The 14,314-nt window shown below is 63.3% G+C and carries 16 protein-coding genes; 12 read left to right on the top strand and 4 right to left on the bottom strand.

Translation table 11 applies throughout. From position 1 onward, the window contains the following. Positions 1 to 87: 87 nt before the first annotated feature. The 9 genes from efp (at position 88) to AC3CBN_RS10790 (ending at position 7,182) form a co-directional block, all read left to right on the top strand. Positions 88 to 657 carry an elongation factor P gene (efp, locus tag AC3CBN_RS10750; RefSeq protein WP_488633021.1) on the top strand — a complete coding sequence of 190 codons (570 nt, stop codon included), beginning with the start codon at positions 88 to 90 and terminating at the stop codon, positions 655 to 657. 235 nt (positions 658 to 892) lie between these two features. Then, complete coding sequence (locus AC3CBN_RS10755; RefSeq protein ID WP_488633022.1) at positions 893 to 1,738, top strand: PA3715 family protein; 846 nt, start codon at positions 893 to 895, stop codon at positions 1,736 to 1,738. After that, complete coding sequence (locus AC3CBN_RS10760; RefSeq protein ID WP_488633023.1) at positions 1,735 to 3,075, top strand: TRZ/ATZ family hydrolase; 1,341 nt, start codon at positions 1,735 to 1,737, stop codon at positions 3,073 to 3,075. Before AC3CBN_RS10755 ends, AC3CBN_RS10760 begins: the two co-directional genes overlap by 4 nt. A 9-nt stretch (positions 3,076 to 3,084) precedes the next feature. Then, the gene (locus AC3CBN_RS10765) at positions 3,085 to 3,339 is read left to right on the top strand and encodes a YciI family protein (protein WP_488633024.1); all 255 of its coding nucleotides are present in this window, start codon (positions 3,085 to 3,087) and stop codon (positions 3,337 to 3,339) included. Positions 3,340 to 3,370: 31 nt separating this feature from the next. Next, the gene (ubiG, locus tag AC3CBN_RS10770) at positions 3,371 to 4,093 is read left to right on the top strand and encodes a bifunctional 2-polyprenyl-6-hydroxyphenol methylase/3-demethylubiquinol 3-O-methyltransferase UbiG (RefSeq protein ID WP_488633025.1); all 723 of its coding nucleotides are present in this window, start codon (positions 3,371 to 3,373) and stop codon (positions 4,091 to 4,093) included. Further along, complete coding sequence (locus AC3CBN_RS10775; protein ID WP_488633026.1) at positions 4,090 to 4,761, top strand: HAD-IA family hydrolase; 672 nt, start codon at positions 4,090 to 4,092, stop codon at positions 4,759 to 4,761. Before ubiG ends, AC3CBN_RS10775 begins: the two co-directional genes overlap by 4 nt. Next, positions 4,758 to 5,597, top strand: coding sequence for a squalene/phytoene synthase family protein (locus AC3CBN_RS10780; protein WP_488633027.1), 840 nt, complete (start codon positions 4,758 to 4,760; stop codon positions 5,595 to 5,597). Before AC3CBN_RS10775 ends, AC3CBN_RS10780 begins: the two co-directional genes overlap by 4 nt. A gap of 111 nt (positions 5,598 to 5,708) precedes the next feature. After that, positions 5,709 to 6,662, top strand: a complete 954-nt coding sequence (gene folE2 / locus AC3CBN_RS10785) for a GTP cyclohydrolase FolE2 (protein ID WP_488633028.1) — start codon at positions 5,709 to 5,711, stop codon at positions 6,660 to 6,662. 67 nt (positions 6,663 to 6,729) lie between these two features. Continuing rightward, positions 6,730 to 7,182 carry a YbaY family lipoprotein gene (locus AC3CBN_RS10790; RefSeq protein WP_488633029.1) on the top strand — a complete coding sequence of 151 codons (453 nt, stop codon included), beginning with the start codon at positions 6,730 to 6,732 and terminating at the stop codon, positions 7,180 to 7,182. Between the two features lie 53 nt (positions 7,183 to 7,235). On the opposite strand, the gene AC3CBN_RS10795 is transcribed toward AC3CBN_RS10790, so the two are convergent. Both AC3CBN_RS10795 and yidD read right to left on the bottom strand, forming a co-directional pair. Continuing rightward, a complete protein-coding gene (locus AC3CBN_RS10795; protein ID WP_488633030.1) occupies positions 7,236 to 8,573 on the bottom strand; it encodes a dihydroorotase in 1,338 nt (445 codons plus the stop codon). After that, the gene (gene yidD, locus AC3CBN_RS10800; RefSeq protein WP_488633031.1) at positions 8,563 to 8,823 is read right to left on the bottom strand and encodes a membrane protein insertion efficiency factor YidD; all 261 of its coding nucleotides are present in this window, start codon (positions 8,821 to 8,823) and stop codon (positions 8,563 to 8,565) included. The genes AC3CBN_RS10795 and yidD overlap by 11 nt, the downstream gene beginning before the upstream one ends. Before the next feature lie 125 nt (positions 8,824 to 8,948). Between yidD and dksA the strand changes: the two genes are divergently transcribed. Further along, positions 8,949 to 10,046, top strand: a complete 1,098-nt coding sequence (gene dksA / locus AC3CBN_RS10805) for an RNA polymerase-binding protein DksA (protein WP_488633032.1) — start codon at positions 8,949 to 8,951, stop codon at positions 10,044 to 10,046. A gap of 72 nt (positions 10,047 to 10,118) precedes the next feature. On the opposite strand, the gene AC3CBN_RS10810 is transcribed toward dksA, so the two are convergent. Together AC3CBN_RS10810 and cysS are read right to left on the bottom strand one after the other, a co-directional pair. Next, entirely contained in the window at positions 10,119 to 10,553 is a 435-nt protein-coding gene (locus AC3CBN_RS10810; protein WP_488633033.1) for a SufE family protein, read from the bottom strand. A gap of 189 nt (positions 10,554 to 10,742) precedes the next feature. After that, the gene (gene cysS, locus AC3CBN_RS10815) at positions 10,743 to 12,131 is read right to left on the bottom strand and encodes a cysteine--tRNA ligase (RefSeq protein ID WP_488633034.1); all 1,389 of its coding nucleotides are present in this window, start codon (positions 12,129 to 12,131) and stop codon (positions 10,743 to 10,745) included. A gap of 274 nt (positions 12,132 to 12,405) precedes the next feature. Here cysS and AC3CBN_RS10820 point away from each other — a divergent pair, with 274 nt between their 5' ends. Both AC3CBN_RS10820 and AC3CBN_RS10825 read left to right on the top strand, forming a co-directional pair. Beyond that, positions 12,406 to 12,942 carry a glycine zipper 2TM domain-containing protein gene (locus tag AC3CBN_RS10820; protein WP_488633035.1) on the top strand — a complete coding sequence of 179 codons (537 nt, stop codon included), beginning with the start codon at positions 12,406 to 12,408 and terminating at the stop codon, positions 12,940 to 12,942. 363 nt (positions 12,943 to 13,305) lie between these two features. Further along, a complete protein-coding gene (locus tag AC3CBN_RS10825; RefSeq protein WP_488633036.1) occupies positions 13,306 to 14,313 on the top strand; it encodes an N-acetylornithine carbamoyltransferase in 1,008 nt (335 codons plus the stop codon). Position 14,314 lies beyond the last annotated feature (1 nt).

Below are 14,314 nucleotides of genomic sequence, written 5' to 3' on the forward strand. Positions count from 1 at the left end.
GGGCCTTGGGACGGGCCTTGGAGCCCGCAACAGATCCCTAATTCTAGCTGCCCCACGGGGCGGATTTACCTTTGGAGTAGATAGCGCATGGCGACCGCCGGTCTGAACGACGTCAAGAAGGGAATGAAGATCCTTCACAACAACGACCCGTGGGTCATTACCGAGGCCGAATTCATCAAGCCCGGCAAGGGCCAGGCCTTCACTCGCATCTTTATCCGCAACCTCAAGAATGGCCGCACCTCCGAGCAGACGATGAAGTCCAGCGACTCGTTCGAAGTGGCGGACGTCAACGATACGGACATGCAGTACCTGTACACCGATGGCGAGTTCTGGCACTTCATGCAGCAGGAGTCGTTCGAGCAGCATCAGGCCGGCAAGGCCGGTGTCGGTGACGCGGTGAAGTGGCTCAAGGGCGAGGAAGAATGCGTGGTCACGCTGTTCAACGGCGAGGTCATTGCTGTTCAGCCGCCGAACTTCGTCGAGCTGAAGATCACTGAGACCGATCCGGGCGTGCGTGGCGACACCTCGGGTGGCGGCGGTAAGCCGGCCACGCTGGAAACCGGCGCCGTGGTGCGCGTGCCGCTGTTCGTCGGCACCGACGAAATGATCAAGGTCGACACCCGCACGGGCGAATACGTCAGCCGCGTCGGCAAGTGACGCATCGGCCCGCGCGCTTGCGCGCGGCCTGCCAATGCGTCATCCCTGCGGAAGCAGGGATCCAGTGAAAATCGTGTGCGAAGCACACAACACCTTTCGCTGCATGGCATCGGAAGGCAATGGATCCCGGCCTTCGCTGGAATGACGAGCGAAAGTCGTCACGTTGATAGGCAACCATGGGGCGGCCACCGCAAGGTGATCCGCCCCATGTCGTAAACAGCGCAAGGAGATAGCGGTGACTATCACATGTGGATCCCGACATCGGCTCGCCAAAGGCTTTTCCGTTGTCGTGGGGCTGCTCCTGCTCTTGCTCGCGCTACCTACGTGGGCGAGCGATGCGCAATCCTGTGACACTGCCACCATCGACACCATCGCGGAGCAACTGAAGCGTCCGGACATTACGCTCCCCGGTGAAGACGATTGGTGGGACGGTCCACTATTGGCCGCTGCCTGCAAGCCATGGCCCGATGACCATCAACTCCTCGCCGTGGTGCTGGCCTACCTCGCGCCCGGCGAAACTGCGGTGCAGGGAGAACGGACCGACCATATGCTGGTGGCTTTACTGGATACCAAAACCGGCCGCTTGCGCCAGCGCTACGACACCACGGTGGAGGAGGACGCAGGGTTGCAGCTGATGCGGGAAAGTCTCTCGCTGGATACGGCGCGTTATCGTCTTGCGCCTGGTATACGCGCACTCGGCTACGTTGTGCACAACTTGGCACGTGGCGCCAGTTGTCCGGACGGCGGCGCCGACGATGAGCTCACTTTGCTGACACCCGAGGGCAACAAGCTGCGCCCTGTGTTCAGCGTTTATCTGGCGGAATGGCATACGTTGCATGGCACGCGCTGTGTCGAAACCAGCGGTTTCTTGCAGGAGTCTGCATCGATCACGTTGAGCCTGGACAAGCAGATGACACGGGGCTTTGCCAATCTGATGGTCACGGCGCAGGTGAGCGCTGACCAGCCCGATGGCAGCACAAAGGTCCGCACGGCACGCCAGGTCGTGGCCTACGATGGCAAACGCTATTCATTCGATCCCTACACCGTTTTCTGGCAAGACAGGCTGCTGGAGCAACCATGACGCAAATGACACCCACCACCATCGACCTGCTGATCGAAGCGCGCTGGGTCGTGCCCGTGGAGCCCCATGCTGTTGTGTTGGATCACCATGCGGTGGCCGTCGACAAGGGCGCTATCGTGGCGCTGTTGCCGATTGCCGAAGCGCGTGCTGCCTATGCACCGCGAGAACGTGTCGAGCTGGGAGAGCACGTACTGATTCCCGGCCTGGTCAACACGCACACGCACAACCCGATGACGTTGCTGCGCGGTCTTGCTGACGATCTGCCCCTGATGGTGTGGCTGCAGAAGCACATCTGGCCGGTCGAAGGGCAGGTGATCGGCCCCGAGTTCGTGCGCGACGGCGTGGAGCTGGCCGTGGCCGAGATGATCCGCGGCGGCACCACTTGTGCCAACGAGAACTACTTCTTCCCCGACGTGATCGGCGCCACCTATCGGCGCATGGGTTTCCGCGCGGTGGTTGGCTTGCCGGTGATCGAATTTCCCACCGCGTGGGCGAAGACGCGCGATGAGTATTTCGAGCGTGCCGTCGAAGTGCACGACAGTTTTCTTGGCGACTCGCTGGTAGGTACATCGTTTGCGCCGCACGCGCCGTACACCGTGTCGGACGAGAGCTTCGAGCGCATCCGCGTGCTGTCCGACCAGCTCGATATCCAGGTGCATCTGCATACGCACGAGACCGCGCACGAGGTTGAGGAAGAGAAGGCCAAGAGTGGACTGCGGCCGTTCCAGCGATTGCAGAAGCTTGGCATCGTCAATGACCGTCTGATCGCCGTGCACATGACCCAGCTCACCGACAGCGAAATCGCCGCCTGCGCGGAAGCGGGCGTGTCGGTGGTGCATTGCCCGGAATCCAACCTCAAGCTGGCATCTGGCTTCTGTCCCGCCGAAAAATTGCGCCAGGCCGGCGTGAATGTGGCGCTGGGTACGGACGGCTGTGCGTCCAACAACGATCTGGATATGTTCGGTGAGATGCGCACCGCGGCGCTGCTGGCCAAGGCTGTCGCAGGCGACGCGGCGGCATTCGATGCGGCCTATGCGCTGCGAGCCGCTACGCTCAACGGCGCCCGTGCGATGGGGCTGGAAGACAAGATCGGTTCGATCGAAGCAGGCAAGCGGGCCGATCTGGCCGCCGTGCGTTTGTCCGATCTCGAGACGCAACCGCTGTTCCATATCGCTTCGCAGCTGGCCTATGCGACGGGCCGCCACCAGGTCAGCGATGTATGGATCAACGGCGTGCGCAAGCTTGCCAGCCGCGTGCTGACCGATATCGATACCGATGCCGTGCTGGCGAAAACGCATGCGTGGCGCGAACGCATCGCCGCGATCGACGCGGGTTGAGGGCGCACGATGAACCGTTATCTTGTCATGGCCATGCGCCGCCCGGAGTTTGACCCCGCGGTCGTGCAGTCACACAAAGATTTTCTGGAGGGCCTGCGTGCCGGCGGCTGCCTCGAAATGTCGGGCGGCTTCAGCGACCAGTCCGGCGGCGCCTATTTGATGCTTGCCCAGAACATGGACGAGGCGCAGCGCATCGCACACGAAGATCCGGCCCATGTGAGCGGCGGCTGGGATATCACGGTCTACGAATGGCAGGCGCGTTAAGCTCTGCCCACAGTTTCAAAGGATGCTTTCGATGCAAGCCGCTGCCAATGTAAGCCCCGAGGAAATCGCCCGTTTCGGCAAGCTCGCCGCGCGCTGGTGGGATCCAGATGGCGAATCCCGACCGCTGCATGACCTCAACCCCGTGCGTGCCGCTTACGTGGCAGCGCGCGTGGATCTGCGCAACGCACGCGTGGCCGATGTCGGCTGCGGCGGCGGCTTGCTCAGCGAGTCGCTGGCGAAGTCGGGTGCGCATGTCACCGGTATCGACCTTGGCGAGAAAGTGATCGAAATCGCACGCCTGCATTTGCATGAGTCGCGACTGGAAACGCCGGACCTCGACGTTGACTATCGCGTGCAGTCCTCGGCTGATCTTGCCGCTGCCGAACCCGAAAGCTTCGATGCCGTGTGCTGCATGGAGCTGATCGAGCACGTTCCCGATCCGGCGGCGCTGGTGAGCGACCTGGCACGCATGGTGAAGCCCGGTGGCGTGGTGGTGATGTCCACCCTCAACCGCACGCCGGCTGCATTCGGCGCGGCTATCCTGGGTGCCGAATACATCATGCGAATGCTGCCGCGTGGCACGCATCATTACACGCAATTCCTCAAGCCCTCCGAGCTCGGCCGCTTGATGCGCCAGGCGGGCCTTGAGCTGGAGGACGTCTCGGGCCTGGGATACAACCCCGTCAACCGCAAGGCCTGGCTCAGTCGCATCACGGCGGTGAACTACCTCATCAGCGCCCGTAAGCCGGCATGAAGTCGTTTCCGCAAGACATCCAGGGTGTGCTGTTCGACCTCGATGGGACCCTGCTCGATAGCGCCATCGACCTGTACGCCGCGCTGAAGACCCAGTGCGATGAAATGCAGGTGCACGTGCCGCCCTACGCGATGGTTCGCGAGGTGGTGTCGCGCGGTTCGCGTGCGATCCTGCGCTGCGCGTTCCCCACCATCGATGACGCCGGGTTGCTGCAACTGGTGCCGCGTTACCTGGAGCTCTACCAGGCGGTGATGGCACAACATACCCGTCCGTTCGATGGCATCAACGAATTGCTGGCCACGATCGAGGCACAAGGACTCCGCTGGGGCGTTGTCACCAACAAGCCCGGCTTTCTCACCGATGAACTGATGCAGCGCATCGGCTGGGCCGATCGCGCGGCGGCGGTGGTCTCTGGCGATACCTTGCCGGTGAAGAAACCGAATCCCGCGCCGGTGCTGCTTGCGTGCGAGCGCGCAGGGCTTGATCCCGCGTGTTGCCTGTTCGTGGGTGACGATCGCCGCGACATCCTCGCCGGCGGTGCAGCCGGTATGTACACCATTGCCGTGCGATGGGGCTATCTGGATGGCGGTGATCCGCACCAGTGGGATGCCGACCTGGTGATCGAACACCCATCGGACTTGATCGGCCGCCTGCAGGTGACGGCATGACCGACGCAGCGCTGCAGAGTTACATCGACAAATGGATTGCGGTGCAGCCACAGCAGCGCATCGCGCTCGCATTCGTCAACCAGACCACCTACCCGGGGCATATCGCACTGGCGGCGCTAGAGCAGGAATGGCTTGCCGCCGCCTATGGCATCCGCGAACCGCAGGTGGCTGCCACCAAGTTGAACTGGTGGGCGGAAGAACTTTCAGGCGCCGCCGCCAGCGGCGGTCGTCATCCGCTGACCCAGGTGCTGTTCGACGACGAGCGCGCCCACGCCATGCCGAACGAGCGCTGGCTTGCGCCGGTATTGGCCGCCATGGCACAGCTGGAAGAGGGGACCGCTGCCGATTTTCCGGCCCAGGTGGCCGCCGGGTCGCAGCTGCATGGCGCCATCGCCAAGCTGGAAACCGCGTGGTGGTTTGGTGACGATGCGTCTCCCGATCGCGCCGCCCGGGTGGCCACGCTCTCGCATTTGCTGTTCGCCTTGCTGCGCCTGGAAGAAGACGCTGAACGTGACCGGCTGGCCTTGCCCATGGCTCGACTGGCCCGCCATGGTTTGAGCCGCAATGAACTGCGCTCGGCCAGCGCGGCGCGTGAAGACGCCATCCGCGCCCAACTGGAGGACTTGCACGCCGCCTGGCGCGAGTCCGAACGCCTGCCGGGGCCGCTCAGTGCTTTTCGCGGGTTGGAATCGCGCCATGGTCGCGCCCTGGTCGCCAAGGCGCGCAAGGCGGCCGATCCGCTGGATGTGCTGCGTAAGGGGCAGGGCCGCCAGGGGCCGGGCGTCGCGTGGCAGGCCTGGCAGGCCGCACGGGCCTGGCGGCAGCTGGTCGACTAAACCGGGGCGGACGCAGCGTTTCCGCCACGCCACTATTGCGAGGCAGGTGCGCTGCCCCAAGATTGGTGTCTCTCGCGGCGCTCAGGCGCCCGCCAGGTCATAGGATTCACCATGTATACCGAGGAAAACACTGCCCGCCTGCTGCCCGACGTGGCCGTCCATGCCCAGCCGCACCTTGTCGGTGAGCTGGATTGGGTCGGCATGGATGGCATCGAGGTGCCGGTGCGTTTCGACGCCGGCGATGGCGATGCGCAGCGTGCCAGCGCGCGCGTTGGTGCCTTCGTCAATTTGCGCCGGCCGGACAAGCGCGGTATCCACATGTCGCGCCTCTACCTGCAGGTGGAGCAGGCGCTCAGTACGCAGACATTGAGCGCCACCTCGTTGCGCGAGCTGCTGCGCGGCTTCCTGGAATCGCACAAGGACCTGTCCGATCGCGCCTGCCTCAGCATCCGCTTCGAGCACCTGGTGCGGCGCCCCGCGCTGCGCAGTAGCAACAGTGGCTGGCGCGCTTATCCGGTGTGCATCGAAGCCAGCCTGGTAGGTGACGAATTCCTGCTCGAGTTCGGCACCGAGATCGTCTACTCATCCACTTGTCCGGCGTCGGCCGCGCTGTCGCGCCAACTGATCCAGGATCAGTTCGCAAAGGATTTCGACGCCTCCGGGCCGATCGACCATGCCGCGGTAGTGGCGTGGCTGGGCAGCGAGAAGGGCATTGTCGCCACGCCGCATGCGCAGCGCAGTGTGGCTCGCTTGCGTGTGCGTCCGGCCGAGGATGCGAAGTTCGACCTGATCAGCCTGATCGACCAGACCGAACAGGCGTTGGGTACCCCCGTGCAAACCGCAGTGAAGCGCGAGGATGAACAAGCCTTCGCACTTGCCAACGGCAGCAACCTGATGTTTTGCGAGGATGCCGCTCGCCGCATTCAGAGGACGCTCGACGCCGATACGAACCTCAGCGATTTCCACATTCGCGTGGAACACCAGGAAAGCCTGCATCCGCACGATGCCGTGGCCTATGCCAGCAAAGGTGTCGAGGGCGGTTACGCGGGCAAGGGTTGCGCCTGAGTCGCCGTTAAAGGCCGGCCTGCTAGCATCGAGGGAGTCTGTCATCAGGCTCCTTCAGGAGATCCACATGCTGTCCCGCCTTTCGCTGCTCGCTGTCGGTGCGCTCGCACTGTCAGCGTGCTCGATGTTTTCACACCACGCCAAGCACGACACGACTCCGCCAGCGCCCACGGCTGTGCACCAGGCATTGATGAAGTCTATTGTCGGCGACATCCGTTATGAGTTGCCGCAACCGCCACCGGCGGACGCCTATCTGCTGGTGACGCTGGCCGATGTGAGTCGCCAGGATGTGGCCGCACGTACGATTTCCGAGGAGCGAGTCCAGCCGATAGGTGCCTCGCCAGTGGATTTCCTGATCAGCTACGACCCGGCCGACTTGCGCGATGGCGTGGATTTCGCCATCAGCGTGCGCCTGCAGCAGGGCGACAAGCTGCTGGCGATCAGTGACACGCGAGTGAGCGTGCTGGGACGCTCCGGCGAAAACGGACCGGTCAGCATCACGCTGAAGGCCGTGCCTTAAGGTCGGGCCGGTCGCGGAAGCAGAGCGTTCGCGCGACCGGCCCAGTCATCTCTCTATCGGGCGAACGTCAGCCGCTGGCCGCGAACGCCCAGGTCGACGCTGGAGCCATCCCAAACGCGCTGGCCATTGACGAAGGTGGCGACGATGGAACTGTTGAAGGTGTAGCCCTCGAACGGCGACCAGGCACACTTCGACAGCACTTCTTCGCGGCGCACGGTGTGTGGCTTGTTCGGATCTACCAGCACCAGGTCCGCCGCGTAGCCCTCGCGCAGAAAACCGCGCTCTTTCACGTCGAACAGCGTGGCCGGTGCATGCGTCACGGCCTCTACGGCACGCTCCAGCGACAGCTTGCCTTCAAACACGCGCTGCAACGTGGCCTGCAGCGCAAACTGCACCAGCGGCAGGCCGCTTGGCGCCTTGTCATATAGCTGCGCCTTTTCCTCCAGCAGGTGCGGCGCATGGTCAGTGGCCAGCACGTCGATGCGACCTTCGGCCAGCGCCTTGATGATGGCCTCTCGGTCGGCGGCGGTCTTGATCGCCGGATTGCACTTGATCAGGAAGCCGAGCCGTTCGTAGTCGCGGTCGTCGAAATGCAGGAAGTGCACGCAGGTTTCTGCCGTGATGCGCTTGCCCTTCAGCGGGCCCGGCTCGAACAAGGCCAGCTCGTCGGCCGTGGAGATATGCAGCACGTGCAGCCGGCTGTTGTGGCGGCGCGCCAGATCGATGGCCAGGCGGGTGGACTTGATGCAGGCTTCTCGCGAGCGGATCAGCGGGTGTTCCCACGCGGGAATGTCATCGCCGTACTTCGCATGGGCTTTGGCGAGGTTCGCGTCGATCATCGGGCTGTCTTCGCAGTGCGTGATGATCGGGGTGGGCGCCTCACGGAAAATGCCGTCGAGCACGGCGGGGTTGTCCACCAGCATGTTGCCGGTGGAGGCACCCATGAACACCTTCACGCCAGGCGCGGCGAGCGGATCGAGGCTACGGATGGCTTCCAGGTTGTCATTGCTGGCGCCCATGTAGAACGCGTAGTTCACTGCCGAGGTTTCCGCTGCTCGGGCGTACTTGGCTTCCAGCGTGTCGCGGTCGAGCGCGGGCGGCTTGGTATTGGGCATCTCCATGTAGCTGGTGATGCCACCTGCGGCGCAGGCACGTGACTCATGGGCGATGTCCGCCTTTTGTGTCAGGCCGGGTTCGCGGAAGTGGACCTGATCGTCGATCATGCCGGGAAACAGCCACAGACCGCTGGCGTCGATCACTTGCTCACCCGGCCGGGCAACGAGGTCGCCGGCAATGGCGTCGATGCGCCCCTGCCTTACCCGCAGATCGGCATGGAAGCGGCGGCCTTCATTGACCAGTTCGGCATTCTTGATCAGCCAATCAGTGGACATGGTTTTCTCCAGCAGTACGGCAACGGCGGAAAGTGAACTGCTCAGGTACCGGATCTTCGCCACCCTCGCAAAGCGGCTGGCAGCGCAGCAGCCGCCATCCGGTTAGCATGCCTCCCCTGAGCGGACCGAATCGCACGACGGCAATCCGTGCATAATCGGAACAGCTGGGGTGGAATCGGCAGCGCTGACCCAGCAGGGGGCTTAGCCAGCGCTTGTAGAAGGCGAGCAGTAGAAGTATGAGTCGGGTCACGACGGTTTGACGCTGCCGAAACAGCTTGGGGCATGTAGTGTCCCAAGTATTCCAGAAGCACGGTTGCCGGTGTTAGATACATGGGCTATAACACCCGGCCGCCAAGGCTAAAATGGTGAAGGGAAATGGCGAAAACGACGCGTAGTGCGACAGCCACCAAGCCGCAGAAAGGAAAGCCTGCCGGTAAGGTGAAAGACCTCAAGGCAGGCAAGAAGCCAGCTGCCGCCTCCCGCGGGGCGAAAACGGCGATGGCCAGGGCTGCTGTGGCCAAGAAACCAGCGGTCAAGAAGGCTGCGGTCAAAAAGGCCGTAGCGAAGAAGCCCGTCGCCAAGAAAGTCGTCAAGGCTCCGGCCAAGAGCGTGGTCGCCAAGAAAGCCGCTCCCAAGCCCCCGGCGAAGAAAGCCGCGCCTGCGAAGAAGCCGGCGCCCGTAAAGAACGTGGTGAAGCCGGCCGCAAAGAAAGTGGCTGCGCCCGCCAAGAAGCAGCCGCCCAAGACCGTAACCAAGCAGGTGGCGGCGCCGGTGAAGCCCGCCAAGGCCTTGCCAGCCAAGCCAGTTGCCAAGGCAGCACCCGCCAAGCAGCCGGCTGCTGTCAAGCAGGTGACGCCGGCACCGGCCAAAGCAGCACCCGTTTCCTCCGGGCCGGCCAAGCCGGCCGCTTTGCCTCTTGCAGGTAAAGTAGCCAGCGCCACCGCTCGTCATACCCCTCTCAAAAAGCAGAAAGCCCAGCAGTCCTCGATGAATAAATCCGCAGCTCTCGACAATGGCATCACCCGCGAAGACGGTCGCTACGCGCTGCCTTCAACGACCACGATCGACCTCCCCAAGGGTTATCGCCCCTCCTCGAACGACGGGGAGTACATGAACCCGAAGCACCTGGCCTACTTCCGCAACAAGCTGCGCGAATGGCGCGACCAGTTGGTGGAAGAGTCTCGCCAGACCATGGAAAACTTGCGTGACGAAGTTCGCGACGTGGGCGACGAGGCCGAGCGTGCCACCCGCGAGACGGAGAATTCGCTGGAGCTGCGCACCCGCGATCGTTACCGCAAGCTGATCTCCAAGATCGACAAGGCGCTCCGCCGCATCGAGGAAGGTCGCTACGGCTATTGCGAGGAAACCGACGAGGAAATCGGCCTGGAGCGCCTCGACGCCCGCCCGATCGCCACGCTGTCGCTGGACGCGCAGGAGCGTCGTGAGCATCTGCAGAAGCAGATGGGCGACTGACTTCGGTCGATCCGCTTATGGATAAGCAAAACCCCGCCTAAGGCGGGGTTTTGTTTTTCAGATGGCGCCGTATCAGGCTTTCAACGTCGCCGCCGCATACGATTTGAGCTTGACCAGCATCGCGGCCAGCCCGTTGGAGCGTGTGGGCGAGAGGTGCTTGGCCAGCCCGATGGCTTCGATGAAGCGTGGCTCGGCGGCCACGATCTCGCTGGCGGGGCGGTCGGAATACACGCGCAATACCAGTGCGATCAGGCCCGAGACGATGGCCGAATCGCTGGCGGCCTGGAAATGCAGTTTGCCGGCATTGCCGCTGGGTACCAGCCACACCATCGACTGGCAGCCGTGCACCCGGTAGTCCTCGGTCTTCAGATCTTCGGGGAAGGGCGGCAGTTGCTTGCCCATGTCGATCAGGTATTGGTAGCGCTCGGTCCAGTCACCGAAGAAGGCAAACTCGTCGACGATGTCCTGTTGCGCCTGCTCGGCGCTGGGTATGGCAATGGCGTTCATGTGCGCATTATCGCGCGTTTGGGCGGTTATCGCCTTTTGGCTCCCGCTCCCCTCCGGGGAGTGGGTTAGGGTGAGGGGTGGGTGCTCGCGATGAGGCATCAGGGGTGGCGGCTTTGAACCCAACCTTGTCGCAAGATTCGCTCCTCGCCTCAGTCCTCTCCCCAAAGGGAGAGAAGAGGCTAGAAGCATTTACCCCTTGACCACACTCCACCGCGTGCCCTGCGCGCCATCCTCGATGACGATACCCATGGCGCTAAGCTCGTCGCGAATGGTATCGGCACGCTTGAAGTCACGCGCTGCGCGCGCCGCCTGGCGCTCCTCAAGCAGTGCCTCGATGCGCGCCTCATCGATCTCAGCGTCACCATCGGCTTGCTTGAACCAGGCTTCCGGGTCCTGCTGGAGCAGGCCGAGCAGGGCGCCAGCGCCGAGCAAGGCGGCCTTGGCTTGATGCTTGGCCTGCGCATCGTCCGCCTGGCGTGCGACATCGGCCAGGCGGGACAGTTCGGCCAATGCCTGCGGGGTGTTGAGGTCATCGCACAAAGCAGATTCCACCGTTGCCGGTATGGGCAGCGATGCCATATCCACCTCAACCCCCGCCAGGTCACGCAGCACGCGATACCAGCCATTCAGCGTGCTGATCGACTGCGCAATGGCACCGTCGGACCAGTCCAGCGGCTGGCGGTAGTGGCCGCGCAGCAGCAGCAGGCGCAGCGCCTCAGGCGGATGCTCCTTGAGCAGCTCGTGCACCAGCATCACGTTGCCCAGCGACTTGGACATCTTGCGGCCGCTGAAGGTAAGCATGCCGTTGTGCATCCAGTAGCGCGCAAACGTCTTGCCGCCATGAGCGCAGGTGGACTGGGCGATTTCGTTCTCGTGATGCGGGAACTGAAGGTCCACGCCACCGGCATGGATATCGATGGTTTCGCCCAGGTGAGCCTCGCTCATCGCCGAGCATTCGATATGCCACCCGGGGCGGCCGCGACCCCACGGGCTGTCCCATCCCGGCAATTCGGGCGTAGAAGGCTTCCACAGCACGAAATCGCCCGGGTTCTTCTTGTATGGGGCTATCTCGACTCGGGCGCCGGCCAGCATTTCTTCCGGATCGCGGCCAGAAAGGGCGCCATAGGCGGAAAACGACTCCACCTCGAACAGCACATGGCCCTCGACGGCATAGGCATGGCCGCTGACGATCAATCGCTCGATCATCGTGATGATCTGGGGAATATGCGCAGTCGCGTGAGGTTCGACGTCCGGCGGGGCGATGCCCAGCGCGGCCATGTCCTCTCGGTAGGCCTGGGCGTAGCGCGAGGTGATGCTTTCGATGCCCACGCCCAGTTGCTGCGCGGCGGTGTTGATCTTGTCGTCCACGTCGGTGATGTTGCGGGCGTAGACCACGTTTGCGTAATGGCGGCGCAGCAGTCGCGCCAGCACGTCGAATACCACCGGGCCGCGTGCGTTGCCGATGTGCACATAGTTGTAGACCGTTGGCCCACACAGGTACATCGTCACCCGGTTGGGATCGAGCGGGGTAAATGGTTCGACGCGGCGCGTCAGGCTGTTGTGGAGCGAAATCGGCATCGGTCAGGAGATCCGGGCGGTGGAAGCGGGCGCGGGCAGGCGCAAGCCGGTCGAGCATCTTAACAAGGCAAACGGCGCTCCGCAGGCGACCATGCGGGCCGTTTTTCGGGATCAGCCCCTGGGGCATCGGCAATGCGTGGGCCAACTGGATGAACAGGGGCCGGTGAATGCAGGGCTATTGGAAAAGTTCTAAGCGTCGATTCAGTGTGAATTTGCTGCAATGGATGGTATGAGGTGCACAGATGCGCCCAAATTGCCCCCAGCGGAGGTCGCAGTGGCCCGATTGTTGTTCCCCGCGCTGGTGCTGTCCTTGATGACCACCGGCGTGTTTGCGCAGGATGCGCGGTACCAAAATCAGAATGACGACAATACCCATTACGGCTGGGCGGACGTGTTGCGCGTCGACCCCGTGTATGGGGTGGCGCGCACCGAAGTGCCGCGTCAGGAATGCTACGACCAGCAGGTGGTGCGCTCCGCGCCGCCGCAGAGCAGTGCGGCCGGCACCATCCTCGGTGCCGTCGTGGGTGGCGTGCTGGGCAGCACCGTCGGCAAGGGCGATGGCCGTACGGCCGCCACCGTGGCCGGTGCGGTCGCCGGTGGTGCCGTGGGCAACAACGTCTCCCGCTCCGGCGGCGGCGAATACGAGACCACCGAAACCCATTGCCGTCAGGTATCCGCAGTCAGCGAGCAGCGCCGGATCATGGGCTATGACGTGGAGTACCGCTATCGCGGCGAGGTCTACCTGTCGCGCCTGAACTACGACCCGGGCGAACGCCTGCGAGTTCGGGTAAGCGTTTCTCCCGCCGACTGAGATCCCAGCAACCGCCGCCTGCGGGCGGCGGTTTGCCATGGGCGTGCCGGTGGCATGTTGCATGGCAGCGATAATCCCGTCATCATGCGCGTTCAACCTCCCGGAACACCCATGTCCGCAGCCGTCTATACCGCTACTGTCCTCACCAGCGCCCGCATGGCTGCTGGCATGACGTCGCGTGCTCGCCGACCGCTGGTCCGACATTCGGCCGGGTAGGCTGTCGCACGCGTTTCATGTGTATCGACGACAAAACCCGGCCTGCAGCCGGGTTTTTTTGTTTTCGGATTTTGATTTGACGCGGGTTGGCCCGCAGGAACCTACCGGTCCATCGGGCCGAACGATTCGACAAAGGCATTGACCAACATGACGCTTCGCCATTTTCTGACCACCCAGGATTACAGCCGCGCCGAGATCGACGCGTTGCTCGAACAGGCCGCCGCCTTCAAACGCTCCCCACGTGGCCAGCAGCTTGCCGGCAAGTCGGTGGCGCTGATGTTCTTCAATCCGTCGATGCGTACCCGCACCAGCTTCGAGCTGGGCGCCTTCCATATGGGCGGCCATGCGATCGTGCTGGCGCCGGGCAAGGACGCATGGCCGATCGAGTTCGAGGCAGGCACGGTGATGGATGGCGATACGGAGGAGCACATCGCCGAAGTGGCGCGCGTGCTGTCGCGCTATGTGGACCTGATCGCGGTGCGTGCTTTCCCGAAGTTCCAGGACTGGGCGGTGGATCGGCAGGACAATGTCATCAAGGCGTTCGCCAAGTACGCCACGGTGCCGGTGATCAACATGGAAACCATCACCCATCCGTGCCAGGAGCTTGCCCACGCGTTGGCAATGAAGGAACACCTGGGCAACCTGCAGAACAAGAAGTACGTGCTGACCTGGACGTACCACCCCAAGCCGCTGAACACTGCGGTGGCCAACTCCGCATTGTTGATCGCCACCAAGATGGGCATGGACGTGACGCTGCTGTGCCCCACGCCCGACTACGTGCTGGACGAGCGCTACATGGAGTTCGGCTACCAGAACGCCAAGGAAAACGGCGGTTCGCTCAAGATCAGCCACAACATCGAGGAAGCCTATAGCGGCGCCGACGTGGTGTATGCCAAGAGCTGGGGCGCGCTGCCGTTCTTTGGTCGCTGGGAGCAGGAGAAGCCGACCCGCGAAGCGAACAAGCACTTCATCGTGGATGAGGCGAAGATGGCGCTGACCAACAACGGTCTCTTCAGCCATTGCCTGCCGCTGCGCCGCAACGTGAAGGCCACCGACGCGGTGATGGATTCGCCCGCGTGCATCGCCATCGACGAAGCCGAGAACCGCCTGCATGTGCAGAAGGCGGTGATGGCCTCGTTGATCGGTCAGGGCTGAG

The sequence above is a fragment of the Dyella sp. OK584 genome (genome assembly GCF_057787755.1).